This window comes from Erythrobacter sp. MTPC3 (assembly GCF_042854385.1).
Lineage (GTDB): Bacteria > Pseudomonadota > Alphaproteobacteria > Sphingomonadales > Sphingomonadaceae > Erythrobacter.
This window is the reverse complement of sequence record NZ_BTGP01000001.1, coordinates 431,252-456,126: the sequence shown is the minus strand read 5'-3', so window position 1 is coordinate 456,126 and position 24,875 is coordinate 431,252. Positions and strand designations below refer to the sequence as shown.

General features: G+C 60.9%; 23 protein-coding genes and 1 tRNA gene. 18 read left to right on the top strand and 6 right to left on the bottom strand.

The features are described 5' to 3' along the window. Window positions 1-9: 9 nt before the first annotated feature. The 5 genes from ACGHU1_RS02210 to ACGHU1_RS02190 all read left to right on the top strand — a co-directional run bounded on the left by ACGHU1_RS02210 (window position 10) and on the right by ACGHU1_RS02190 (window position 5,556). Window positions 10-213 (top strand): hypothetical protein, encoded by a 204-nt coding sequence (locus ACGHU1_RS02210; RefSeq protein WP_390582953.1) that lies wholly within the window; start codon window positions 10-12, stop codon window positions 211-213. After that, window positions 210-2,108, top strand: a complete 1,899-nt coding sequence (locus ACGHU1_RS02205; protein ID WP_390582952.1) for a hypothetical protein — start codon at window positions 210-212, stop codon at window positions 2,106-2,108. The genes ACGHU1_RS02210 and ACGHU1_RS02205 overlap by 4 nt, the downstream gene beginning before the upstream one ends. A 22-nt stretch (window positions 2,109-2,130) precedes the next feature. Then, the gene (locus ACGHU1_RS02200; RefSeq protein ID WP_390582950.1) at window positions 2,131-3,030 is read left to right on the top strand and encodes a tyrosine recombinase; all 900 of its coding nucleotides are present in this window, start codon (window positions 2,131-2,133) and stop codon (window positions 3,028-3,030) included. A gap of 10 nt (window positions 3,031-3,040) precedes the next feature. Further along, window positions 3,041-3,985: an acetyl-CoA carboxylase carboxyltransferase subunit alpha gene (locus ACGHU1_RS02195; protein ID WP_390582948.1), complete on the top strand. Its 945-nt coding sequence runs from the start codon at window positions 3,041-3,043 to the stop codon at window positions 3,983-3,985. An 89-nt stretch (window positions 3,986-4,074) separates the two neighbouring features. Next, window positions 4,075-5,556, top strand: coding sequence for a M48 family metalloprotease (locus tag ACGHU1_RS02190; RefSeq protein WP_390582946.1), 1,482 nt, complete (start codon window positions 4,075-4,077; stop codon window positions 5,554-5,556). 103 nt (window positions 5,557-5,659) lie between these two features. On the opposite strand, the gene ACGHU1_RS02185 is transcribed toward ACGHU1_RS02190, so the two are convergent. Then, window positions 5,660-5,827, bottom strand: a complete 168-nt coding sequence (locus ACGHU1_RS02185) for a Flp family type IVb pilin (RefSeq protein ID WP_390582944.1) — start codon at window positions 5,825-5,827, stop codon at window positions 5,660-5,662. Window positions 5,828-5,955: 128 nt separating this feature from the next. Then, the gene (locus tag ACGHU1_RS02180) at window positions 5,956-6,138 is read right to left on the bottom strand and encodes a Flp family type IVb pilin (protein ID WP_390582943.1); all 183 of its coding nucleotides are present in this window, start codon (window positions 6,136-6,138) and stop codon (window positions 5,956-5,958) included. 58 nt (window positions 6,139-6,196) lie between these two features. On the opposite strand from ACGHU1_RS02180, the gene ACGHU1_RS02175 reads away from it, so the two are divergent. Both ACGHU1_RS02175 and ACGHU1_RS02170 read left to right on the top strand, forming a co-directional pair. Further along, entirely contained in the window at window positions 6,197-6,646 is a 450-nt protein-coding gene (locus ACGHU1_RS02175; RefSeq protein WP_390582941.1) for a (deoxy)nucleoside triphosphate pyrophosphohydrolase, read from the top strand. 72 nt (window positions 6,647-6,718) lie between these two features. Then, window positions 6,719-6,795: transfer RNA gene (locus ACGHU1_RS02170), tRNA-Arg, on the top strand. Window positions 6,796-6,879: 84 nt separating this feature from the next. On the opposite strand, the gene ACGHU1_RS02165 is transcribed toward ACGHU1_RS02170, so the two are convergent. Continuing rightward, on the bottom strand, window positions 6,880-7,326 hold the full coding sequence (locus ACGHU1_RS02165) for a metallopeptidase family protein (RefSeq protein WP_390582939.1): 447 nt from the start codon (window positions 7,324-7,326) through the stop codon (window positions 6,880-6,882). A 43-nt stretch (window positions 7,327-7,369) separates the two neighbouring features. Between ACGHU1_RS02165 and ACGHU1_RS02160 the strand changes: the two genes are divergently transcribed. Next, window positions 7,370-7,861 (top strand): hemerythrin domain-containing protein, encoded by a 492-nt coding sequence (locus ACGHU1_RS02160; protein ID WP_390582938.1) that lies wholly within the window; start codon window positions 7,370-7,372, stop codon window positions 7,859-7,861. A 197-nt stretch (window positions 7,862-8,058) separates the two neighbouring features. Then, on the top strand, window positions 8,059-8,682 hold the full coding sequence (gene folE, locus ACGHU1_RS02155; RefSeq protein WP_390582936.1) for a GTP cyclohydrolase I FolE: 624 nt from the start codon (window positions 8,059-8,061) through the stop codon (window positions 8,680-8,682). Between the two features lie 83 nt (window positions 8,683-8,765). On the opposite strand, the gene ACGHU1_RS02150 is transcribed toward folE, so the two are convergent. After that, entirely contained in the window at window positions 8,766-9,245 is a 480-nt protein-coding gene (locus ACGHU1_RS02150) for a peroxiredoxin (protein ID WP_390582934.1), read from the bottom strand. Between the two features lie 170 nt (window positions 9,246-9,415). Between ACGHU1_RS02150 and ahcY the strand changes: the two genes are divergently transcribed. The 8 genes from ahcY to trxA all read left to right on the top strand — a co-directional run bounded on the left by ahcY (window position 9,416) and on the right by trxA (window position 22,383). Continuing rightward, complete coding sequence (ahcY, locus tag ACGHU1_RS02145) at window positions 9,416-10,834, top strand: adenosylhomocysteinase (protein WP_390582932.1); 1,419 nt, start codon at window positions 9,416-9,418, stop codon at window positions 10,832-10,834. Between the two features lie 139 nt (window positions 10,835-10,973). After that, window positions 10,974-13,325, top strand: a complete 2,352-nt coding sequence (locus ACGHU1_RS02140) for a PAS-domain containing protein (protein WP_390582930.1) — start codon at window positions 10,974-10,976, stop codon at window positions 13,323-13,325. Further along, a complete protein-coding gene (gene tsaE, locus ACGHU1_RS02135) occupies window positions 13,322-13,789 on the top strand; it encodes a tRNA (adenosine(37)-N6)-threonylcarbamoyltransferase complex ATPase subunit type 1 TsaE (RefSeq protein WP_390582928.1) in 468 nt (155 codons plus the stop codon). Before ACGHU1_RS02140 ends, tsaE begins: the two co-directional genes overlap by 4 nt. Further along, window positions 13,786-14,775: an aminoglycoside phosphotransferase family protein gene (locus tag ACGHU1_RS02130; RefSeq protein WP_390582926.1), complete on the top strand. Its 990-nt coding sequence runs from the start codon at window positions 13,786-13,788 to the stop codon at window positions 14,773-14,775. The genes tsaE and ACGHU1_RS02130 overlap by 4 nt, the downstream gene beginning before the upstream one ends. A 29-nt stretch (window positions 14,776-14,804) precedes the next feature. Next, window positions 14,805-15,494: a nucleotidyltransferase family protein gene (locus tag ACGHU1_RS02125; RefSeq protein WP_390583180.1), complete on the top strand. Its 690-nt coding sequence runs from the start codon at window positions 14,805-14,807 to the stop codon at window positions 15,492-15,494. After that, on the top strand, window positions 15,487-18,513 hold the full coding sequence (addB, locus tag ACGHU1_RS02120; protein WP_390582924.1) for a double-strand break repair protein AddB: 3,027 nt from the start codon (window positions 15,487-15,489) through the stop codon (window positions 18,511-18,513). The genes ACGHU1_RS02125 and addB overlap by 8 nt, the downstream gene beginning before the upstream one ends. Then, on the top strand, window positions 18,510-22,013 hold the full coding sequence (gene addA / locus ACGHU1_RS02115) for a double-strand break repair helicase AddA (protein WP_390582922.1): 3,504 nt from the start codon (window positions 18,510-18,512) through the stop codon (window positions 22,011-22,013). The genes addB and addA overlap by 4 nt, the downstream gene beginning before the upstream one ends. A 49-nt stretch (window positions 22,014-22,062) precedes the next feature. Then, window positions 22,063-22,383: a thioredoxin gene (gene trxA / locus ACGHU1_RS02110; RefSeq protein ID WP_218317901.1), complete on the top strand. Its 321-nt coding sequence runs from the start codon at window positions 22,063-22,065 to the stop codon at window positions 22,381-22,383. A 47-nt stretch (window positions 22,384-22,430) separates the two neighbouring features. Here trxA and ACGHU1_RS02105 read toward each other — a convergent pair whose 3' ends face one another. Then, window positions 22,431-23,231 carry an inositol monophosphatase family protein gene (locus ACGHU1_RS02105; protein WP_390582920.1) on the bottom strand — a complete coding sequence of 267 codons (801 nt, stop codon included), beginning with the start codon at window positions 23,229-23,231 and terminating at the stop codon, window positions 22,431-22,433. A gap of 1 nt (window position 23,232) precedes the next feature. After that, window positions 23,233-24,459: a bifunctional glutamate N-acetyltransferase/amino-acid acetyltransferase ArgJ gene (gene argJ / locus ACGHU1_RS02100; RefSeq protein ID WP_390582918.1), complete on the bottom strand. Its 1,227-nt coding sequence runs from the start codon at window positions 24,457-24,459 to the stop codon at window positions 23,233-23,235. A gap of 88 nt (window positions 24,460-24,547) precedes the next feature. Between argJ and ACGHU1_RS02095 the strand changes: the two genes are divergently transcribed. Beyond that, complete coding sequence (locus ACGHU1_RS02095) at window positions 24,548-24,823, top strand: hypothetical protein (RefSeq protein WP_390582916.1); 276 nt, start codon at window positions 24,548-24,550, stop codon at window positions 24,821-24,823. The last annotated feature ends 52 nt before the right edge of the window (window positions 24,824-24,875 follow it).

Sequence of the window (24,875 nt, the reverse complement as noted above, 5' to 3'; positions counted from 1 at the left end):
GCGCGCAATATGTCAATCAAGTCACGACATTCTCATGCACAGGGCAGGGTATTGGGCCAGCCGGAGCGCAGGCCGCGCCGCAGAAACGCCCTGTTTGTAATCTTGGGTATTTGCGCCGTGCTGGTTCTCGCCTACATCGACGGCGGTGAAGAACCGATCCGGCCAATTGCCGAACAGATCGATGTGCCTGGCAGTGCCGGGAGGAGTGAATGATGGGGCGGAATTTCTGGCTGGGCAGCGCGGCTGCGATCGGGCTGGTCGGTGCGGCAGCGGGCGGCCTTTCCGCCTCGTTGGCGAGCGCGCAGGACGGGCCTGCATCGCTTTTGCCGCCCGGGTTCGACGATCCTGTGCCAACGCCGTCCCCGACCCCTACGCCAACGGCGCAGCCGACTGCGGCGACTACAGCCGCTCCTCCGGTTGCACCCGGCGCGGCTCCGGGCGGTCCTGATGCGCCGGGCACACCGGCGGCGCCTGCGCAATTGCCGTCTGTTCCGACCCTATCAGGCGAGGATCTGGCCGGGATCCCCTCGCTCGAAGAGCTGGAGGCGCTGACCCCGGATGAGCTGGACGAAAGGCTTGGCCTGAAACCCAAATTCGATATTCCTCCTGCAGCGCGCCGATCATTGTCGCAGGTCGGATTGCTCTCTGCCGAAGAGGGCGGCCTACCGGCAGGCTCGCTCGCCAATCAGCCCGCCGGTTTGGTCCGCGCGGTTCTGGCGGGGACGCGCCGCCCGATGGTTTCGCGCTGGGGGCACATTCTTATGCGCCGGACGCTGGCGAGCAGACTGACCGCGCCCGAAGGGATGAACCCGGTCGAATTCGCCGCACTGCGGATGGCGACGCTCAACCGCATGGGCGAATTTACGATTGCCCGCGCGCTGGTGCAGGATGTCGATACTGGCAACTGGAACGATGCGCTCACAAGCGAAGCGCTGACTGCTTATATTGCAACATCTGACATGGTCGGGGTCTGCCCTGCCGTCCGGCTACAAGGCAGCGCGCGCGATGACTCGCAATGGGTGATGATGCAGGCGGTGTGCAATGCCTATGCGGGTGAGGGCGCGCTTGCCGGAACACAGCTTGACCGCGCTTTGGGCCAAGAGATCGCCCCGCCGATCGATGTTCTTTTGGCGCAGCGTTACGCCGGTGCCGCTGGCCGGGGACGGCGCGCAGTTTCGGTTGAGTGGGAAGAGGTCGAGGAGATCAATCCGTGGCGTTTTGCCTTTGCCAATGCGGTGGGAGAGCCTGTGCCAGAGGCGCTTTTGAACGCCGCTCTGGAGGGGGCTGACGGCGATTATTACGCGCTCGCCGGAGCGACAGCGCCGATGCTTTCGCTGGAGCAGCGTGCGCCGTTTGCGCAGCGCGCGGCAGAGGCAGGTGTACTTTCGTCGCGGGCAATGGTCGATCTTTACAGCCGGATATACGCGGACAATTCGATTGGCGGCGATTTGGGCGACCGCGCGGCAAACCTGCGCGCGGCCTATGTCGCTGACAGCCCTCAGGCTCGCATCAGCGCGATGCAGCAATTGTGGGGCGCTGAGGGTGGATATGCTGGCCGCGTGATGACAGCCTTCGCAGCGGCGCGCATTCCCGTCTCGAAAGAATTTTCAGGCTACACCGGCGATCTCATCGGTTCGATGCTGGCGGCCGGTCTGGACCGTGATGCCGCGCGCTGGCGCGGCGCGATTGCCGACGGCAGCATGGGCTGGGCGCTGCTCGAACTGGGCCTGCCCGGCGCCGGAGAAGCCGATCCCGAAGCGGTCGAGGTTTTCTTTGACAACGATGATAGTGACGGTGGGCGCGGCTCGGCATTTCTGCTCGCCAGCCTTGCTGGGCTGGAGCGCGTATCGGGCGGCGCACTGGACGGACTTTCTGATGAAATCGGCGTCGATTTAAGCCGCCAGACACGCTGGACCCGCATGATTTCGCGCGCGGCGGATGTCGATAATGCGGCGCTTGTCTCCTTGCTTGCAGGCTTGGGAATGCAGGGCAGCGACTGGTCGAAAATGACGCCGCTGCACCTTTATCACATCACGTCAGCATTGCGCCGCGTCGGACTGGACGCGGAGGCACGCATGATCGCTGCCGAAGCGGTCGCGCGGGCCTGATCCAAGCGGATCGAAATCGGGCATGTCCGCTTCCACTCAGGCTTTTCTGGACATGCTCGCAGCAGAGCGCGGCGCGGCGGCAAACACATTGGCGGCCTATCGCCGCGATCTGGACGGCGCGGAAGAACTGATTGGCGATCTGGCGCAGGCTTCGCGCGCGAAAGTTGCGCAGCTTTCTGGCGCTTGGAGCGCACTTGCCCCGTCCACAGTCGCTCGAAAAGCATCGGCGCTGCGCCAGTATTTCGGTTTTGCCCTAGACGAGGGATGGCGGCAAGACGACCCGTCTGGCGCCTTGCCATCGCCGCGCAGTCGCCGCCCTTTGCCCAAAGTGCTTTCCCACAGTCAGGTCGAGGCTTTGCTGGAACGCGCCGAATTGGAAGCGCAAAGCGCGAAGCCTGCCAGTCTGCGGCAACTTGCTTTGTTGGAAATGCTCTATGGCTCGGGTCTTCGCGCGACCGAACTGGTATCGCTGCCTTTAAGCGCGGTGCCGCGTGACGCGCCGCTTATCACGGTGATGGGCAAAGGCGGGCAGGCGCGCATGGTGCCGGTTAGTGAGCGTGCGCGCGAATCGCTTCAGCAATGGATCAAAGTGCGCCCGGCGGAAAAATCGTCGCGCTATCTCTTCCCGTCGCGCACCCGCTCTGGCGCGGACAGCCATCTTTCGCGGGTGCGGTTGTTTCAATTGCTTAAAGATCTGGCGGTCAGGGCCGGCCTCGATCCCTCCGGCATCAGCCCGCATGTCCTGCGGCACGCCTTTGCCACACATCTGCTTGAAGGCGGGGCGGATTTGCGCGTCCTACAAACGCTGCTGGGCCATGTCGACATCGCCACGACGCAGATTTATACGCATGTTGATGCAGCGCGGCTCGTAACACTGGTCAATTCGCGTCACCCTCTTGCTACAAGGCGCACATCGGATTAGCGCGTTGGCCATGAATGCTTATCTCGAATTCGAGAAACCCGTCGCAAAGCTTGAAGAGCGCATCGCAGAATTGCGGAGCGCGAGCGAAAGTGACGAGGTTGATATTTCCACCGAAATCACGCGGCTTGAAAAAAAGAGCGCGGATCTGCTCGCGTCCACGTATTCATCGCTGACGCCGTGGCAGAAAACGCAGGTCGCCCGGCACCCGCAGCGCCCGCATTTCCGCGATTATATCGAGCACGCGTTCGAAGATTTCATGCCACTTGGCGGAGACCGACTGTTCGGCGATGACCTCGCGATCATGGGCGGCTTTGCCAAACTGGACGGCAGGCGCGTGATGGTGATCGGCCATGAAAAAGGCAACGACACCCAAAGCCGGATCAAGCACAATTTCGGCATGGGCAAACCCGAAGGGTATCGTAAGGCGATCCGCCTGATGGAGCTTGCCGGACGGTTCGGCCTGCCAGTTGTCACCTTGGTCGACACGTCAGGTGCGTTTCCCGGAATCGAGGCCGAAGAACGCGGCCAGGCCGAAGCGATTGCCCGCTCGACAGAGGCGTGCCTCGCGCTGCCGGTACCGATGGTTGCAGCGATTGTGGGCGAGGGCGGTTCGGGCGGCGCGGTTGCGCTGGCCAGCGCAGAGCGTGTGGTGATGTTCGAACACGCGGTTTATTCAGTCATTTCGCCAGAGGGCTGCGCGTCCATCCTGTGGCGCACATCGGAAAAGGCGGCAGAGGCTGCTCAGGCGATGCGCGTTACCGCTCAGCATCTCAAACGGCTCAAGGTCATCGACCGGATCGTGAAAGAGCCAGAGGGCGGGGCGCACCGCGATCCGGTGAAAGCTGCGAAAAACCTCGGCAAGGCGCTCAGTGAAGAACTGACCGCGCTGGCGGGTAAACCGGCAAATGAGCTGATTCGCACCCGCGAGGAACGCTTTTTGCAACTGGGCGGCTGATAGCCCGCCTTCCCGGAACTTCTGCGCGGCGTTTGTATTGTTTGATTACAATACGCTGCGACAAGAACCAGAAGGGGAGCGCGGATAATATGCGAAATTTCAATAAATTGGCGAAGATCGGGTGCGTTTCGGCGCTGGCTCTGACGATCACGGGCTGCATGGGTGCGGGCGGATCAATTCCGTCGGCCTCTGCCCCAATCACCCAGACAGAAGCGCAGCAGGGCGCAGAATATCACCCGCAATTCCTCGCGCAATTTGGCGGCGCGATGACGGGTCCGCAGGCCGATTACGTCGAGCAGGTGGGCAAAAATATCGCGGTCCAATCGGGCCTCGGCAATGCGCGTGAAAGCTTCACGGTCAGCCTTCTGAATAGTCCGGTGAATAACGCTTTCGCGATTCCCGGCGGATACATTTATTCAACTCGCCAACTCGTCGCGCTGATGAATAATGAAGCGGAACTTGCAGGTGTGCTTGGCCACGAAGTCGGCCACGTTACCGCCCGCCATTCCCAGCGCCGCCAGCAGGCTACGCAGCGCAACTCTATCCTCGGCGTGCTTGGCGCGATCGGCAGCTCGATCCTGCTGGGTGACAGCTCCATCGGAGAAACCGTTTCGCGCGGTTTCCTCCAAGGTTCGCAGCTCCTTACGCTCAGCTTTTCGCGCAGTCAGGAAATCGAAGCCGACGAACTCGGTATTCAGTATCTGACGAGGGCCGGATATGATGCCCGCGCAATGGGCACCGTGCTGGCCAGCCTGGCCGCACAAAATTCGCTCGATGCAAGTTTGCAGGGCCGCGACAATGCGACGATTCCCGAATGGGCATCGACCCATCCCGATCCTGCCAGCCGGGTGCAAACCGCGCTAAGCAAGGCGCAAGGGTTGAGCGGCACTGTAACCAACAGGGATACGTTCCTGTCACGGATCGACGGAATGCTTTACGGCGATGATCCCGAACAGGGCGTCATCGAAGGCAGCCAGTTCATTCACCCTGATCTGCGCCTCGCCTTCACCGCGCCGCAGGGCTTTTACATGGTCAACGGCACGACGGCGGTCAGCATTCAGGGCCAAAGCGGTCAGGCGCAGCTGACCCTCGCCCCGTATGCCGGTGACCTTGAAAGCTATGTTCGCCAACAATTCGCGACCTTGGGCGGCGAGGGCAACAATCTCGCTCCGCAGAGCATTTCGCGCACTACGGTGAACGGTCTTTCTGCCGCATACGGCACCGCGACCGTCAACAACGGCAACAGCCAGGTCAATGTAGTGGTGTTCGCGTATGAGTTTTCCAACGACCGCGCCTATCATTTTCAGGCGATCACCCCTGCTGGCAATGCCGGGACCTTCAATTCGATGTATCAGTCGATGCGCCGCATCACGCAGGCAGAGGCTGCCAGCGTTATTCCGCGGCGGATTGATGTTGTAACAGTGGGATCGCGCGATTCGGTTGCGTCGCTTTCGCAGCGAATGGCCTATTCAACGGGACAAGAAGCGCGTTTTCGCGTGCTCAATGCGCTGGGATCAAACGATCAGCTGCGCGCAGGACAAAAAGTGAAGCTTGTCGTAAGGGCGCGCTGATCTGAGACTTGGCCGCATTCAATGCGGCCGCGTCTTCACAGCACAAAAAAAAGCGGCGGGGAAATCCCCGCCGCTCTCTTTTTGCAGTAAGTCTTGCGACTTATTATGCGACTTCCATCGACGACGCGACGGTCGAGAAGGTGTCGGACAGCGTGCTGCCGAGGCTCTGCATGGCGGTGATTGCTGCAACAGCGATAAGAGCGGCGATGAGGCCGTACTCGATTGCGGTTGCGCCCTGCTCGTCACGAGCCAGTTTGTTGATGAAGTTCATTGGTAGTCTCCTGGTTCAAGTCTTCGATACCCGTGCCATCTCGCCGGAAAGCGATCAGACGATTTAAGAATTAGCGAGCAGCTCTTGAAAAAGTCCTAATTTGGAGCCTTTCAAAAACCTTAATTTGGTCAGCTCGATGCTTCTTCACTCGCAGTCTTCACAGAACTCCACATATTCACCGTCTCCGTGGCTACACCTTGGAGAGCAGAGATCATGGCAATCACGATCAGACTTACGATCAGTCCGTATTCAACGGCGGTGGCACCTTGTTCGTCCGTTCCAATGTGCTTTAGGAATGTCATCAAATTCATGTGGTCACCTGTCAAAACGTACCTGACGAGACCTGATATCGAGGCAGGGGATTAAGAAATGGTTGAGAAGCTGTCCGCGGCTGGCAAAAATTCCGACATTTCCCCCTTGTGGTTGGCAGTGGTCGCAGGCGCTTTGTGTCGCAGCGACGGCAGATGGCTGATGCACCGCAGGCCGTTAACGAAACAGCACGGCGGGCTTTGGGAGTTTCCCGGAGGTAAGGTGGAAGCATCTGAAAAACCAGTAGAATCTCTTGCCCGCGAACTTCAAGAAGAGCTGGGAATCACGGTTCATGCAGAACAATGCGCCCCTGTCGCCTTTGCCGAGGAGCGGGGGCAAGCGGATAAAAAGCCGATTGTCATCCTGCTTTACAAAGTAAGCATTTGGGACGGTGATCCGATATCGCTGGAGGGCGGTGGAACAGGCTGGTTTACGCCTGACGAGATCAGGGCGCTCGATAAACCACCGCTCGATTGTGAGTTGACCCGCAGCCTGTTTGGAAAAGAATGACATTTTCGCGAACGCAATCGCAAACAGAGGTTGCCAATCTAATGATGCCCGCTTATGTGCCGCCCCTCACGTGCGCCAGTAGCTCAGCTGGATAGAGTACCTGACTACGAATCAGGCGGCCGGAGGTTCGAATCCTTCCTGGCGCACCAAGAAAGCCCATCCCTATCAGGGGTGGGCTTTTTTGTTGGGGCGCAGGATTGTCGGGGCGCGGGGAATGCGTTGCGCGCGGCGTCCTAGTCCGCGACCTGATCCTCAAGCGCGTGCATATCGTCGTCGGAGAATCCGAAATGGTGCCCGGCCTCGTGAATGACCACATGCCGGACCAGATCGTCAAACGCAGTGCCTGTTTCGCGCATCTCCAAAAGCAGCGGCTGGCGAAACAGGCTGATGACCGGCGGCATGTCGGCGTTGCCCCATGACGATTGCTCGGTCAGCGGGACACCTTCATACAATCCGGTCAGCCCCCATTTGTCCCGCAATTCAAGCGAGGCAAGCTGCTGGGGTGATGCAAATTCGTCGATGCGTAGGACCAATCCGGTCAGCTGCTCGCGAAATTCCTCTGGCAAGCGCGCAATCACGCGGCGTGCAGCCTCGTCAAAATCAGCGGCGCTTGGCTCTGGGTGGTTCATCGCAGTTATGTGGTGCCTTGGCGCGGCTGCGGCAAGTTTTCGGAACGTCATGCGCGCTCATCCATTGAATTGGAAAGATAACAGGAGCGAATTTATGACCGAGCAGACCACTGTCCTCCAACGATTGAAGACCGACCATGACCGCCAGCGCGACCTGCTGGACCAGATCGCAGCGACAAGCGGCGATACAGAGCGCCGCCGCGAGCTTTTCAAAGAGCTGAATAAAGAGCTGAAGAGCCACGCCGCTGCCGAGGAGCAGGCGGTGTATTCCGAAATGCTCGCCGATCCCGAAGTCAGCGATGAAACGCGCCACTCGGTTGCAGAGCACCACGAAATCGATGAAATGCTCAACGATCTGGCCGCGACCGACATGAGCTCGCCTGCATGGCTGCAAAAGTTCAAGCAGCTGGATGATCGGTATCGCCACCATATTACGGAAGAGGAAAAGGATCACTTCCCCGATTTCGCCGAGCAGATCGACGATGCGATGGACAAGGAAATGACCCAGACATTTGACGAGCGCAAGGAAGCCGAAAAAGAAGCGGCCGAATTGACGCCGGAAAAAATGGAAGACGCCAAGGAGTAATCTTCCACTCCTCCACAGCAAGGGCGCCCCGGCGAAAGCTGAGGGCGCCTTTTTCATACTAGGGGGCAATGCGGCCAGGACTGTTATTTTGCGCGGAACTAACGCGGGGATGGCACGTTTGTGGTTTGGGATTGTAGCGACAGAGCGGGGCTGAACATCATCCGGGCCTGCCGTCAAAGTTTAGAAAGACCTTGGCTATGAATTACATGCATGGGCATGATGACGATGAGTTTGACCCGGAGAATCCCTTGAGCAAACCCGATGTTCCCGAGAATGTGCAGGATGCCATTCGCACGCTTCTTGAATGGGCTGGCGATGATCCAACTCGCGAAGGCTTGATCGACACTCCCAAACGCGTGGGCCGCGCATGGCTCGAATATTGCGAAGGCTATAAGGAAGATCCGGCGATCCATCTAAGCCGGGTGTTCGAAGAAGTCGGCGGATATGACGAGATTGTCCTGCTCAAGGATATTCCGTTCCAATCTCACTGCGAACATCACATGGCACCGATCACGGGCAAGGCACACATTGCCTATCTGCCTAAGAACAAGGTTGTCGGAATTTCCAAACTCGCCCGCGTCCTGCATGGATTTGCGCGGCGGCTTCAGATCCAGGAGCGCCTTACCGCAGAGGTCGCAGAATGCATCTGGACCAATCTCGACCCGCACGGCGTGGCGGTTGTCATCGAAGCGCAGCATGGCTGCATGACGGGCCGCGGGGTAAAAACACACGGCGTTGAAATGACGACCAGCCGAGTGCTGGGCTGTTTCCTAGAAGATCATCGCAGCCGCAAGGAAGTGATGAGCCTTATGGGATACTGATCCCGCGACGCTTGCCAAACACCGAACAACAAGAAAAGGGCGCCTCCATCGGGCGCCCTTTTTCATGTGCGATGCAGAGCCTGTTAAAGCTGGCCGAGCATGTGTTCCGCGCTGGAGACGCGGAAATCGCCGGGTTCTTCGACATTCAACTGTTCGACCACGCCGTCATTCACGATCATCGAAAAGCGTTGGCCGCGTTTGCCCATGCCAAAGCCGGTGCCGTCCATTGTCAGACCAACCGCTTCGACAAAATCGGCATTGCCATCTGCCAGCATGGTGATTTCTTCGCTGCCAGCCGCGCTGTTCCACGCGCCCATCACGAACGCATCGTTCACCGCCGTGCCGACGATCTCATCAACGCCCTTTGACTTGAGATCATCGGCTTTTTCGACGAAGCCAGGCAGGTGTTTGGCCGAACAGGTCGGGGTGAAAGCGCCGGGCACTGAAAACAGCGCCACTTTCTTGCCTGCGAAATACTCGCTCGCCTGAACCTGCTGGGGGCCATCTGCGGTCGCTTTAACCAGCGCCACGTCGGGCAGTTTGTCGCCTACCGAGATTGTCATATTAGCATTTCCTTTCGTGTGAAGGGGGTGTTGCGAAACGATATAGGGCCTGTTGCACGGGCCACAACAATTAGACATATAAAGATAAGTTTATATTTGCCTGCGAAGGCTGCGAACGCTAGGGCGCAATCAAGATTATATTTGCGAAAAATTACCTCCAGGAGACGAACATGGCCACCGCTGCTGCTACTCAGGAATACATCATCAAGGATATCTCGCTGGCCCAGTACGGCCGCGACGAGATCCACATTGCCGAAACCGAAATGCCTGGCCTGATGGCTCTGCGCGAAGAATATGGCGCATCGCAGCCGCTGAAAGGCGCGCGGATCACCGGTTCGCTTCACATGACGATCCAGACCGCTGTCCTGATCGAGACGCTGACTGCGCTGGGCGCGGAAGTACGCTGGGCGACCTGCAACATCTTTTCCACGCAGGACCACGCGGCGGCAGCGATTGCAGCGCAGGGCATTCCGGTTTTCGCAATCAAAGGTGAGACGCTGGCGGATTACTGGGATTACGTTGGCCGCATTTTCGACTGGTCGACCGATGAAAACCCGGACCTGACCGCGAATATCATCCTGGATGATGGCGGCGATGCAACCATGTTTGCACTGTGGGGCGCACGGATCGAAGCGGGCGAAGAACTGCCAGCACCGCAGAACGCAGAAGAAATCGAATTTCAGCGCGCTTTGAAAGCGTATGTTGCGGAAAAGCCCGGCTACCTCACCAAAAGCGTCCAGAACATCAAGGGCGTGTCCGAAGAGACGACAACGGGCGTCATGCGCCTTTACCAGATTGCCAAGCAGGGCAAGCTGCCGTTCCCGGCGATCAACGTGAATGACAGCGTGACCAAGTCGAAGTTCGACAACCTGTATGGCTGTAAAGAATCGCTGGTCGATGCAATCCGCCGCGCCACCGACGTGATGTTGGCCGGTAAGGTTGCCTGCGTTGCTGGTTACGGCGATGTCGGCAAAGGTTCTGCAGCGTCGCTCCGCGATGGCGGAGCCCGCGTCATGGTAACCGAGATCGACCCGATCTGCGCGTTGCAGGCGGCGATGGACGGATACGAAGTCGTCTCCATGGAACAAGCGACCAAGCGCGCCGATATCTTTGTCACCGCGACCGGTAACGAAGACGTGATCACTGGCGAGCACATGAAGAACATGAAGAACATGGCGATCGTGTGCAATATCGGCCACTTCGACAGCGAGATTCAGATCAGCGCGCTCGACAATTACGATTGGAAGGAAATCAAGGAAGGCACCGACATGGTCACCTTCCCCGATGGCAATTCGCTGCTGATCCTTGCCAAGGGCCGGCTGGTGAACCTCGGCTGCGCGACCGGTCACCCAAGCTTTGTGATGAGCGCCAGCTTCACCAACCAGACGCTTGCCCAGATCGAGCTGTTTACGAAATCGGACGAATACAAGAACGATGTCTACGTCCTGCCAAAGCATCTCGATGAAAAGGTTGCCGCGCTGCATCTTGAAAAGCTGGGCGTGGAACTGACCAAGCTGAGCCAGAAGCAGGCCGATTACATCGGTGTCCCTTCGGCTGGCCCGTTCAAGCCGGATCATTACCGCTACTAAACACCGCGTAATTCAACGGCAGCGTCAGTCATTCTGCCGCAAACAAACCGGAAGCCCCCGCAATTGTTCGCATTTGCGGGGGTTTTTGCGTTCAACGGCAGTTGCAAGCGGGCCGCTCTCGGCATAGCTGATTGCTACGATGGAATTCTCCCCGCTTGCCCTGGTTGTTATCGGACTGATCCTCGCCGCGTGGACGCTGGCGGCGGCGGTTATGGTTATCCGTGCGAGCGCGAAATCGCGGCGGGCCAAAGCGTTTGAAACCTCGCTAAAACGGATGCAGCACATGCTCGACGCAGCGCCTGCCATCCCGATGCTGGTGCGGGTCGATGGCCGGATCGAAGCGCCAGAGCGGCTCGCCCGCTGGCTGGGGCTAGATACCATGCCGTCCTACCTTACGGAGCTTTCAGGCGAAGAGGGCACAGGCCTGTCTGAAAAACAGGTGCAGGATCTGTCGCAGCGTATTCGCCTGACGCAGAAAAGTGCCGCACCGTTTCAAATGGCGATCAGCCCGCCGGGATCGAGCCGCAGCCTCGCGATGCAGGGCGCGCTCGCCGATCCGCAGGTCTCGCCCGGCGGCGCGGCGCTGGTATGGGTGTTCGATTTCAGCGAAAGCGAAGACGAATTGTCGAAACTGCGCAGCGCGGCGGCGCGGGCGGAGGCCGATTTCGCGGCGCTGGTCGGACTGATCGAGGCTGCGCCGGTGCCGATGTGGTTCCGGGGCAAGACGATGGAATTGCAGCTCGTCAATCAGGCCTATGTCGATGCGGTTGGGGCGGAAAGCGCTGCTGCAGTCATCGCCGATCAGGTCGAGCTGCTGGAAGCGGAAGCGGGCGAAACTCCGGCTGAAATCGCGCAGCGCGTGTTCGCGCAGCAGAAAGCGGAAGACGGCACGACCACAGCAACCGTCCACGGATCGCGCCGCACCCTGCGCGTCAGCAATCAGCCGCTGGGAAAAGAGGGCGTCACCGGATACGCCATCGATATCGAGGAGCAGCAACAGGTCCGCCGCGAATTTCGTGCGTTCCGCGATGCGCAGCGTGCCTTGCTGGACCAGCTTTCCGTTGGCGTGGCGCAGTTCGATGCGGACGAACAGCTTTGTTTTGCAAACCGCCCGTTCCAGCGCCAGTTCGACCTTTCTGAAACCGCGATCAGTCAAAAAACACCATTCGAACGGTTTCTGTCCGACGCACGCGAGAAAGGGCGCACGCCCGAAGTGCGCGATTTCCCCGAATGGCGGCGCGAACACGCCGGGTGGTTCGACCAGCCCGATATGCAAGAAGAGGCATGGCCGCTGCCCGGCGGGACGCATCTGCGCATTGTCGCGCAGCCGATGCCCGATGGCGGCATGGTTATGATCGCGGAAGACCGCACGGAAAGCCTTTCGCTGTCGGCGACGCGCGACACGCTGCTGCGCACACGCACCGCCACGCTCGACAGTCTGTTTGAGGCGCTGGCGATCTTTTCCCCCGACGGATCGGTGCAGCTGTGGAATCGCAGCTTTGCCGGGACATGGGGCCTCAGCAGCGAATTCCTTGATATTCATCCCGGCGCTGATGAGTTGATCGAAGCGATTGCCGAAAACCTTGTGCGCAAAAACGATGCTGACAAGATCGGCGCAGTCGTGCGCGCGGCAACGCTCGACCGGCGTGAGAAAGAGGGGCTGGTGCGGCTATCCGATGGGCGCACGCTGCGGTTTGCCGGGGTGCCGCTGCCCGATGGCAACGGCCTGCTGACCGTGCTCGACATCACCGATTCGCAAAAAGCCGAAGAGGCGCTGCGGGAACGTGCGGTCGCCTTAGAAGAGGCCGACGCAGTGAAGGCACGCTTCCTCGCCAATATGTCCTACGAATTCCGTACGCCGCTCACCACCATCGGCGGCTATGCAGAGCTTTTGAAAAGCGGCGCGGCGGGTGAACTGGGCGAGGGCGCCGGGGAATATGTCGATTCGATCCTGACTGCCGTTGAGCGGCTGCGCGAACAGGTGGAAAACGTACTCGACCTGTCACAGAGCGAGGCAGGCCTGTTGCCGATTGAGAAAGAGCCGATCGACCTGCTCGCATTCCTGACCAAACTGGTCCGCGACCGTGAAAGCGCGATTATCAAAGCCGGGCTGGGACTGGACCTGAAAGGCAAGCGCGGGCGCAAGGCGGATGCCGATCCGCGGCAATTGGGACGCGCGGTGGGCAACCTGCTGGACAACGCAATCGCCGGCACTCCGAAAGACGGACACATCCTGATTGAGATTGCCAAGCCTGATCCCGACGGCAAATGGGGCGCCAGCTTCATGATCCGCGACACCGGAGCGGGGATGAGTGCGGAGGAATTGGCGCTTGCCATCGACGGCGAAAGCGAAGGCGCGGAAGGCGAGCAGGAAAAACGCAGCGGTCTTGGCATACCGCTCGCCCGCCAGCTGGTCGCAGCGCATGGCGGATCGCTCGAATTGTCGAGCGAAGAGGGCGTCGGCACAACGGCGGTCATTTACCTCCCGTGAGTGAAGAGTCGCGATACGACCTGCCCGATCTCGCCGCGATGGAGCGGCTGGGTGCGGCGATTGCCGATGCACTTAGGCCCGGCGATGTGATTGCATTGGAAGGCGGGCTGGGCGCTGGCAAGACAACCCTTGCGCGCGCGATCATCGCGGCGCTGGGATATGCCGGCGAAGTGCCTTCGCCAACCTTCACCATCATTGAAACATACGATGCGCCGCCGCTGCGAGTGCCAGTTGCTCATGCCGATTTTTACCGGCTGGAACATCCCGAAGAGGCGCAGGAAATCGGGCTGGACGATTATCGTGACGGCGCCGCGCTTATCGCGGAATGGCCGGATCATGCGGGCGGATTTGCGCATGAGAGCGCGTGTCTTTCGATCCGGCTTGAAACCGTGTCCAAATCTGAGGATGCAGGACGAATTGCGATTGCCCGCAGCGGACCGGATTGGCTAGGACGATTGCCATGAGCGATCTGCCTGACGGTATTGAAGAATTCCTTGGAAAAGCGGGATGGGGCGGGGCCGATATAGACCCGATCCCCGGTGATGCCTCTTTCCGCCGCTATTTCCGCATCAAATCGGCGGGCGGAAAGAAGGCGATGCTGATGCACGCACCGCCGCCGCATGAAGATCCAAAACCGTTTCTGCACGTTGCAGGCTGGCTATCGGATCACAACATGCGCGCACCTGAAATTTACGCGGCGGACGCTGCGCAGGGGTGGGTGCTGCTCGAAGATTTCGGCGATGACCGGATGCGTGACTGGCTGGATGATCATCCTGCCGGAGAAGCGCCGGCCTACGAAGTGGCAATCGATGCACTTGCGGCGCTTCACCAGCGACCCCCCGGACCCTTTGCGCCCTACGATATGCCGACCTATCTGCGCGAAACCGGCCTGCTGACCGAATGGTATGCTCCGGCGCAGGGGCTGACCGTGGATAAAGCCGCTTACGAAGCTGCGTGGGAAGAGGCGCTGGCCCCGATGATGCAGCGCCAATCACCCGGCGTGACGGTCCTGCGCGATTATCACGCGGAAAACATCATGCTGCTGGGCGATCCGGTGGCCCGCGCGCCGCAGGGTCTGATCGATTTTCAGGACGCGCTGGTTGGCCATCCCGCTTACGATCTTGTCTCACTGTTACAGGATGCGCGGCGGGAAGTTTCCGAAGATTTGGAATCCGCGATGCTTGATCGGTACCGCCAGTTGGCGTCGCCCGATCATCATTTCGAAGCGGATTATGCGCGGCTGGGTGCGCAGCGCAACGCAAAGATCGTTGGCATTTTCACCCGCCTTTATAAACGCGACGAAAAGCCGCGCTATCTTGATCTGATCCCCCGAGTCTGGGCCGCGATGGAGCGCGATCTCACGCATCCGGCCCTTGGTCCCGTCGCCCGCTGGTTCGACAGCAACATTCCCGATGAATTGCGCCATTCAGGCGGAGGAACGATCACGTGAGCAAATCCGATCTGGCGAGCGATACCGCGATGGTCATGGCCGCCGGTTACGGCAAGCGGATGCGGCCTTTGACCGCGTCCCAGCCGAAACCCCTGGTGCGCGTGGCGGGTAAAGCATTGATCGACCATGCACTCGACCGGCTGGCGGAAAACGGGATCGAGAATGCTGTCGTAAACGTCCATTACCTCGCCGATGCTCTGGAGGCGCATGTACTCGAACGCGATAAGCCGCGCGTCACTGTGTCGGATGAACGGGACGAGTTGCTGGAAACAGGCGGCGGCTTGGTGAAGGCGCAAGGATCGCTGCCCGATCCGTTTTTCTGCCTCAACGCGGACAATATATGGCTGGACGGGCCGCGCGATGCTTTTGCCGATCTGTCCTCTCGCTGGAATGCCGATGAAATGGACGCGCTGCTGCTGCTCGTCGGCCATGCGAAGGCGGCCAATTTCAACGGTCAGGGCGATTTCTATATGGATGGGTCGGGCAAACTCTCGCGCCGCCTGCCGGGCCGGATCGCGCCGTTTATATACACCGGCATCCAGCTGATATCGAAGCGGCTGCTGCGCGATGCGCCTGAGGGGAAATTCTCTACTAACATTCTGTGGAACCGCGCCATCGAAGAGGGGCGGCTATACGGCGTCGCGTTCACCGGCATATGGTTCGAAGTGGGCACTCCGCAGGCAATCGCCCCAACCGAAGACGCTTTAAAGCGTGGGTGATAAGTCCCGGCCAGCGGTCTATTCCATAGCGGCGCATCGCGGTTTTGCCGACGCGCTGGTCGCCGGTTTGGTGCCGCGTTACGCGCAGGACGATGTTGGCCTTGCTCGCCTCACGCTGCTGGTTCCGAGTTCCCGCGCCGCGCGCACCATGTCAGAGGCGTTTGTCCGCCATTCCGGCGCGACTGGGCTGCTAATGCCGCGCATGGTGACGGTCGGCGACCTCGATCTGGATGAGGCGCTGGGAAGCCTGCTCGATCCGCTGGGCGCGCAGGATATTCCGCCCGCGACCGAGCCAACGCAGCGTTGGCTTGAACTGGCCGAATTGATCAGGGTCGAGCTGTCAGAGCAGGGCAGACCTGCACTGACAGGGGCGGCGCGGCTGCGTCTCGCCCGCGACATGGCGCGCGCGATGGACCGCCTGTTGGTAGAAGACGTCGCGCCAGATGATCTGACGGGCGAAGCGGTGCTGACGATGCTCGGCGAACTCTCTGAGCATTGGAAAAATGCGCTCATCCTGTTCGCCCGCGTGCAGGCGCGCTGGCTTGCGCGGTTGAAAGAGCTTGACCGGGTCGATGCCGCGACCCGCCGCAACATGCTGTTTGAGCGCGCCGCGCGCCGCTGGCGCGATGAACCGCCTTCAGCCCCCATAATTGCCGCCGGAGTGACCAGCGCCTCACCCGCACTTGCCAAGATGCTGCGGACCATCGCGAACCTGCCAAACGGCGCGGTGATCCTGCCCGATCTCGACCTTAATATGAGCGAGGCGGCGTGGGATGAACTGGGCCGCGCTGGTGCAACCGAGGATCCCGACGGCGAGGTGTTCGGCAAGAAGGACGCGCTTACCCACCCGCAATATCACCTGAAACTGCTGCTCCAACGCATGGGCATTGCGCGTGCGGAGGTGTCGCAATGGCACCGCAAGGGCGCATCAGCCGCTCCGCCCCAGCGCAGCCACGCGATATCCTCGCTATTCCTGCCCCCGCAAGCGAGCCAGTCATGGATCGATCTGCCTGCGGACAAGCGGCGGCTGTCGGGCGTAAAGCTGATGACCAGCGCGACGGCAGAGGAAGAGGCGCAGGCCATCGCGCTGATCGTTCGCGAGGCATTGGAAGTGCCGGAAAAACGCATCGCCGTCATCACCGCTGACCGCGCGCTTGCCCGCAGGACGGCGCAGCATCTGGCGCGCTGGAATATCGAGGCGGATGATACCGCTGGCCAGCCCCTGTCGCTGACACCTGCGGGGCGATTGCTGGGCCTTCTCGCGCAGCTTACCTCCGATGGGTTGGAACCGGCCCCGCTGATCGCGGCGCTCGCGCATCCGCTGGTGCGCGCACACGATACGGACATGCGCCGCGAATGGCTTAGCGGGCTGCGAAAGTTCGAAAAGGAATTGCGCGGCCCTTCGCCAGCGCCTGGCTTTGCCCCGCTGCGAGAAATCGCGGCAAAAGCGGGGACTGCACCGTGGTGGCAGGAGAGTGAGGCAATCCTTGCGCCGCTTTGTTTGAGCGACGAAGCCATCGCGCTGGCCAATGCGCTGGACCTGCTCGTCACCGCCTCCCAGTCGCTGGCGGGGGACAGGCTCTGGGCGCGTGAGGATGGCCGCGCGCTTTCTGCGCTGGTCGAGGATTTGCGCCTCCACGCCCGCGCAATCGGCACTCTGGTCGAACCGGGCGATCTGGCAAAAGTGCTGCGCGATGCGATGGACAACATTGCCGTGCGCCCTCCCTATGGCGGCCATCCGCGGGTGAGCATCTACGGTTTGCTGGAATCGCGTATGGCGCGCGCCGACCTGGTAATCTGCGGCGGTTTGAACGAGGGCAGCTGGCCCCAGCCGCCCGGTGCCGACGCCTTGCTCGCACCCGGGGTGCTGCGCGCCTTGGGAGTGCCGGGGGCAGAGTTTCGCATCGGACTTTCCGCGCACGATCTGGCAGGCGCGATGGGCGCACCCGAAGTGGTGCTGAGCCGTGCGGCCCGCGATAGCGAGGGGCCGGCGCTGGCATCCCGGTTCTGGCTGCGGGTGGAGGCGCTGCTGGGTGAAGAATTGGCGGAGGCGCACCGCGAAGCCGCGATCCCTTCCATGCTGCAACGTATAGACCGCGATCCGCCGCGCGCACCGGCATATACCCAGCCAGCGCCTTCGCCCACAAAACAGCAGCGACAGGTAAAGATCAGCGCCACCGCGCTGGACCGGTTATTGGGCGATCCATACCAGTTTTACGCCCGCGAAATCCTTGGCCTGAAAAGGCTTGATCCGCTGGCTGCCGATCCGTTTGGCGATGCGGCGCTGCGCGGAACGCTGGTGCACGATATCCTCGATAACTGGCACAAGGCGCGGATTGATCAACCGAACCTTGGCCTCGTCCCGTTTGCTGAAAAGCAGCTGCGCGAAAAACAGGTGCATCCGCTGTTCTGGGGGCTGTGGCGGCCACGCATCTGCGCTGCGCTGTCACGGTTCGAGCAATGGGTGGACGAGGCAGCGCGCGAGGGGCGCGAAGTGATCGCGACCGAGGTGTGGGGTGATATCCAGTTTGAGGGCGTAACGGTCGGCGGAAAACCGGACAGGATCGACCGGCTAGCGGACGGATCGCTGGCGATTGTCGATTACAAGACCGGCAATTCCCCCAGCGCGGCGCAGGTCGAGGCAGGCTATGCCTTGCAGCTTGGCGTGCTCGGCCTGATTGCGGGTGAAGGCGCTTTCACCACCGATGATGGCCCGGTGAACGGAAAGGCGACCGCGTTTGAATACTGGTCGCTCGCCAAAAAGAAGAGCGGCGAATTCGGCTATGTCGATCAGCCTGTGAAAACAGCCGGCAAACGCTCCGGCCTGCTACCCGAAGAATTCCTGCCAACGCACGAACGCCACCTGCGTCATGCGATTGCGAAATACATCAATGGCAGCGATCCTTTTACGGCGAAGGAAAACCCCGATTACCCCGGTTACACCGATTACGATCAGTTGATGCGGCTGGAGGAATGGGCCGTCACGCTCGCCTCTCGCGATGAGGATAATGCTGCATGAGCGGCGAGGGTAAAGTCTATCCGCTGGCAGGCGAACAGCGCGATGCCGTTGATCCAGAGCACAATGTCTGGCTGTCGGCATCCGCTGGGACGGGCAAAACGCAAGTTCTATCGGCGCGCGTGCTGCGATTGCTGCTGCGGCCCGACGTCGATCCGTCGGAAATTCTCTGCCTGACCTTTACCAAGGCTGGGGCGGCGGAAATGGCGAACCGCATCAACGCGGTGCTCGCCCGGTGGGTGCGGATGGAGCCGGTGCAGCTGGCCAAGGAGCTGGGCGATCTGGGCGCAGCGATCGGGCCGGACGTGCAGCAACGCGCGCGGACCCTGTTTGCGCAAGTGCTCGATTGCCCTGGCGGCGGGCTGCGGATCGACACGATCCACGCATTTTCGCAGTGGCTGCTCGCAAATTTCCCGGAAGAGGCCGATCTGCCGCCCGGCGCGCAGCCGATGGAGGACCGCACAAGAGAACTGCTCGCGCGCGAAGTCCTTACCGATCTGCTGGTGGAGGCAGAACGGACCGGCGACACCCGGATCACAAATGCCGTCGATCTGTTCACCACCGCCAAAGACCCCGGCGCGCTGCATGGTTGGTTGATGCGCTGTGCAAAGGCGGATGATCTATGGGAAGGACCGGGGAGCTGGCAATCGCCGATGGACGCGCGCGTGCGCCGCCTGCTCGACATTCCTGCCGATGCGGATGAAGCGTGGGCTCATGATGGGTTGTCGCCTAATACCTTCCCCGACTACCGATTGCTGGCGATGATCCCGCCGCTGGAGGAATGGGGCACAGCGACCGCAGACAAATGCCTATTATTTATGCGGGAATGGCTAACACTGGATCACGCGGCGCGGATCAATGCGGTCGTCGGGTTCAAGGGGACTTTGCTAAAAGCAGACGGCACGCCGAACGGAAAATTGAAGAACCCGCGTGAAAATCACGCTGGGTTTGCCGAGGGACTGGAGCTGATTTCCGAGGCCGTGCTGCAAATCGAGGAGCGTCTGGCATTGCTAGGCGTCGCAGAACTGCTCACTGCCTCGCTCGAAATCGGATACGCGTTTGCCCGGCGCTGGCAGGAAGCAAAACGGCGCGAAGGGTTGCTCGATTTCGATGACCTGATCCGCAAAGCTGCGGTCCTGCTCAAGAAAAGCGCGGTCGCCGACTGGATTCGGTACAAACTGGACCGGCAGTTCGATCATATCCTGATCGACGAGGCGCAGGACACGAACGAAGCGCAGTGGGACATCGTCTTCGCGCTGATCGACGATTTCTTCAGCGGTGACGGCGCGAGCGGGGACCGGCTGCGCACGATCTTCACCGTGGGCGATTACAAGCAGGCGATCTTCGGATTTCAGGGCACAAGTCCCGAAAACTTCGCTCGGGCAAAGGACAAGGTTCACAAAGCTATCCTCGCCGCGCGCCAGAACGCCGCCGGTATGCGAGACAATCGCCGCGTGCCCGGTTGGCGCGACCTCGATCTGGGTCAGTCATTCCGAACATCGCGCCCCGTGCTCGATTTCGTGAACCGCGCGATTGCCTCACTCGGATATGAGCAGTTCGGTCTGGATGCGGAGCCGAGCGATCATATCGGTGCAGACCGGCCGGGCCTCGTCACGCAGTGGAAACTGGTCAGCCCGCTGGATACGCTGGATGATCGCAGCGATGAAGAAAAAGACTGGCTGCCCGCGCACGAGACATTGCTGGCAGAGCGCATTGCGGAGCAGGTTCGCCGCTGGGTAAAGGGGGATGAGCCATTCGTCCTCGCCAAAAGCCTGCCGCACCGCCGCGCGGATGCGGGCGACGTCATGGTGCTGGTGCGAAAGCGCGGAAAACTGGCAGCGCAGATTGTCGCCAAGCTCCATGCAAAAGGCGTTGCGGTTGCGGGCGTGGACCGCCTGCGACTGGGCGAGCCGCTGGCGGTAGAGGATTTGATGGCCGCGCTAAGGTTTGCTGCGCAGCCGCTCGATGATCTGATGCTTGCAAACCTGCTTTCATCGCCGCTGATGGGGTGGACACAGGACGATCTGCTTGCCCATGTGCCGCGTAAGAAAGGTCTGTCGCTGTGGCGGCATTTGCGTAGCAGCGACGATCCATTTGTGGTGCAAAGCTGCGAGCGATTGAAAGGCCTGCTGGCCCGCGCCGATTTTGAAACGCCGCAGGCATTGCTTGCTTGGCTGCTCACCGGATCATGGAAAGGGCGGGAGCGTCTGATCGCGCGGCTGGGGCGCGAGGCGAACGATCCGATTGATGAACTCGTCAACGCCGCTTTCGCATTCGAGGCGGCGCATGTGCCCAGCCTTGCAGGGTTCATCGAATGGTTCGACGCGAGCAATGAAGATCTGAAGCGCAACGCCGATAGCGCGGGCGGCCAGGTGCGGGTGATGACCGTGCACGGTTCGAAAGGGCTTCAGGCGCCCATCGTTATTCTGGCCGATGCAGCAGGCGGGCCGGGGCAAAGCGGCGATCTGGAACTGGAGGATGCTCCGCTGGATGAAAGCACCGGGCGCACCGTGCCGCTGCCATCGCTGTCAGCCGAGCAGCGCCGGGGCCGCGTGGCGGATGCAGAGGAAAGCGTGAGCGCTGCCGCGATGGAGGAGCACTGGCGGCTGCTCTATGTCGCGATGACGCGCGCGGAAGAGGCGCTGTTCATCGGCGGATCGCTCAACAAAAAGGACGCGAAAAAGGGAATTCCGCACGAAGACAGCTGGTATGCGCGGCTGGAGCAGGTTTTCGAAAGCGATGAGCTGGACGATCCTTTATGGGGTGCGCGCCGCGAATGGGGGGAGCGTGCGGAGCCGCTGGTGGTTGCGGAAACAGCCGCGCAAAATACCGCACCGGATGCGCTGCCCGATTGGGCGGTCACGCCGATTGGCCCCGAACCCAGCCCGCCGCGGCCGCTATCGCCAAGTTCGGCGGGTGAGGAAACGGGCGCAGACCCGCCGCTGCCTGCGGATGCTGCGCGGATCGCGGCGCAGCGCGGGGTGCTGATCCACCGGCTATTGGAACGTTTGCCAGATGTGCCCAGCGAGCAGCGGCAGGATACAGGCGCGCGCTGGTTAAGGCGGCAGGCAAGCGGCCTCGACGATGGCGATCTGGAAGCCATGCTGGCCAGCGCAATAGCGGTGCTGGATGACTCGGAATATGCGGCGATATTCTCGCCCGATGCGCTGGCCGAAGTGCCTTTGACAGCGACGGTTGGCACCACTGTGATTGCGGGCACGGCTGACCGGCTGCTGATCGAACAGTACGCGGTGACGGTGGTCGATTTCAAGACCACTCGCCGCCCGCCTGAAACGTTGGAAGATGTTCCGCGCGCCGTGCTGCGCCAGATGGCCGCCTATGTTGCTGCGCTGGAGGTCATCTATCCCGGCAGGCCGGTGCGCGCCGCGATCCTTTACACCCACGCCCCGCGTCTCATCGAAATCCCGCCGAACGTCCTGACCCCGCACAAGCAGGATTTGGGCAGCGCGCAGGAAAGCTATGTCCCGCTCGATATTGAGTGAGCGGGGAATTGCCCTAAGTAGGGGGCAAGCAAATTACAGGAGAATCCGAATGTCCACCGTCAATGTCACCGACGAAAGCTTCAAAGCCGACGTTCTTGAAAGCGACAAGCCCGTACTTGTCGATTTCTGGGCCGAATGGTGCGGCCCGTGCAAGATGATCGCCCCCGCGCTCGAAGAAATCAGCAATGAGCTGGGCGAGAAGGTGACTATTGCTAAGATGGACATCATGGAAAACACCGGCATTCCGGCGGAAATGGGCGTCCAGTCGATCCCGCTGATGGTGCTGTTCAAAAACGGCGAAGCGGTTGCGCGCAAGGTTGGCGCTGCTCCGAAAAGCCAGCTGAAAGACTGGATCGAAAGCGAAATCTGATTTCGGCCAAAGCATTCAAGAAAGGGCGTCCGTAGCGGCGCCCTTTTTTATGTCTGGGCGAGAACGCGCCCGACAAATTCGTCCCAGATTGCAGGGCTGGATGCGCCGACCAATCCCGGCTCGCCGTGCTGGTCCACGCGGTATTCGCTGCCATCCAGCCGCGCCGCTTTGCCGCCCGCTTCGTTCAGCCACAACACGCCTGCGGCATGATCCCACGCGAGTGTGCGTTTAAAACTCGACACATCGTTTTCGCCTAGCGCGAGGCGCGGATATTGTTCAGCGGCGCAGCGCGGAATATCGACCAGCGAATAATGCGGGGCGATTTTTTCATCGACCTGCGCGCGCTGTTCCTCGGTCAGGAACATCCGGCTGATTGCGGCGACGGGCGGGTTGCTGCCCGTGGTCGCCGCGCTAATTTTCTCTGCGTCCACGAAAGCGCCTTCGCCGGCCTTCGCATGGCAAAACCGGTCCTTGTGCGGATCGTAAATCCAACCGGCGACCGCTTTACCCGCATCAGCCAGCGCGATGATGATGCCGAACGGCTCCTTGCCCTCAGTAAAGTTTGCGGTGCCATCCAGCGGGTCAATGATCCAGCATTGCCCTGACAGGTGATCGAGCACGCTTTCGTCCGCATGCACCGCTTCTTCGCCCACTACAGCCACGCCGGGCGCGAGTTTGGTCAGCGCCTCTGTCAGGAAACCTTCCACTTCGCGGTCGACGATGGTGACAGGATCATCCTCGCCCTTCATCTCGATATCGCTGTCGGCCAGCGCGCGGAACCGCGGCATCATGGAACGCTGCGCGGCAAAGCGCATCAGGTCGCGGATTTCTTCGTCGAGTGCAGTCATGTCAGCTACGATAATCCGCGTTGATCGAAATGTATCCGTGCGTGAGGTCGCAGGTCCACACAGCCGCCCGGCCATGGCCCATGCCAAGGTCCACGGTGAGGTCGATTTCCTCGCCTTTCAGATGCTGTGCAACAGGCGCTTCGTCATAGTCATCAACTGGCATTCCGCCGCGCGCTGCCCATACTCCGCCAAATGCGATGGAAAGGCGGTCACGGTCAGCCGGTTCGCCTGCCTTGCCAACAGCCATGACGACGCGGCCCCAGTTTGCGTCCTCCCCGGCGATGGCAGTTTTGACGAGCGGTGAGTTGGCAATGGCTAGGCCGACGGCGCGCGCGCTGTCATCGCTGACCGCGCCCGATACGCGCACGGTGATGAATTTGCTCGCGCCTTCGCCGTCGCGCACGACCAGTTGCGCAAGCTCTCGGCAAACATCCTCCAGCGCGGCGGCAAATGCGTCTGCGCCGGGACTGTCCCAGCTTTCAATCCGAGCATTGCCCGCTTTGCCGGTTGCAAATGCCAGCACAGTGTCGCTGGTCGAGGTGTCGCCGTCCACTGTGATGCAGCTGTAAGTGCGCGCACTGGCCCGCTCCAGTGCCTCTTGCAGGAATGCAGGTGCGACGCCTGCATCAGTGAAGACATAGCCGAGCATGGTGGCCATGTCGGGCGCGATCATGCCGGACCCTTTGATAATGCCGCACAGTTCGACCCGTGTGTCACCGATAATGGCAGAAGCATGCGCGCCTTTTGCAAATGTATCCGTGGTGGATATCGCCAGTGCTGCATCCTCCCACCCGCATGGCGCGGCGGTCAGCGCAGCGTCGATCCCGGCGCGCGCTTTATCCTGGGGAAGGGGAACGCCGATCACTCCGGTCGAGGAGACGAACACTTGGTCCGGCGTGCAGCCGATTGCCGCGCTGACCTGCTGCATGATCGCCTCGACCGCTTCGCGCCCGCGATATCCGGTGAAAGCATTGGAATTGCCCGCGTTCACGATCAATGCGCGCGCGGCGCCCGATTTCACCTGATCGCGGCCCATTTCAACCTCGCTCGATGCGCAGGCGCTTTGAGTGAAGACACCGGCCACGCTCGTCCCTTCGTCCAGCGTTACAAAGGTGAGGTCGGCGCGGTCCCAATCTTTGTACTGCGCGCGCGCGACGCGCAGCTCCACGCCGCTGATCGCGGGCATATCGGGAAAGGGCCGGGCGAGAGGCGATGTGGCAAGTTCCATGGCAGACGCGCTTAGGCGAGCGTCCGCCAACAGTAAATCCGCCAATGCGAGTGGACTATTTACCTTTGAAAGCCTATCTATGCGAGCAATGACGCGTAAGCTTTTTGCCTTTCTGGCCATGCTTTCAGGCCTTGTCGCGCTTAGCGGGCCGGCTGCCGCGTCGTATTCCTCTGCCGCATCGCCGTGCAATGCCAGCGTTTCGGCCAGCGCCGATGCCATTGCTGCGAGCGAACACGTTCAGGCAGAATTCGGTCAGACATCCGGCTCAATCGCCGCAGATGAGGCCGATATCGATCCGCCATCGCCCACCCCGCACGCTCTGCGGTTGCCGGTGCTGATGGGGATCGAGCGCGCTTACGAATAGCGTCCAGCGCACACCAATTTTGCAACGCGCCTGCATGACGGGCGCGGGCCAC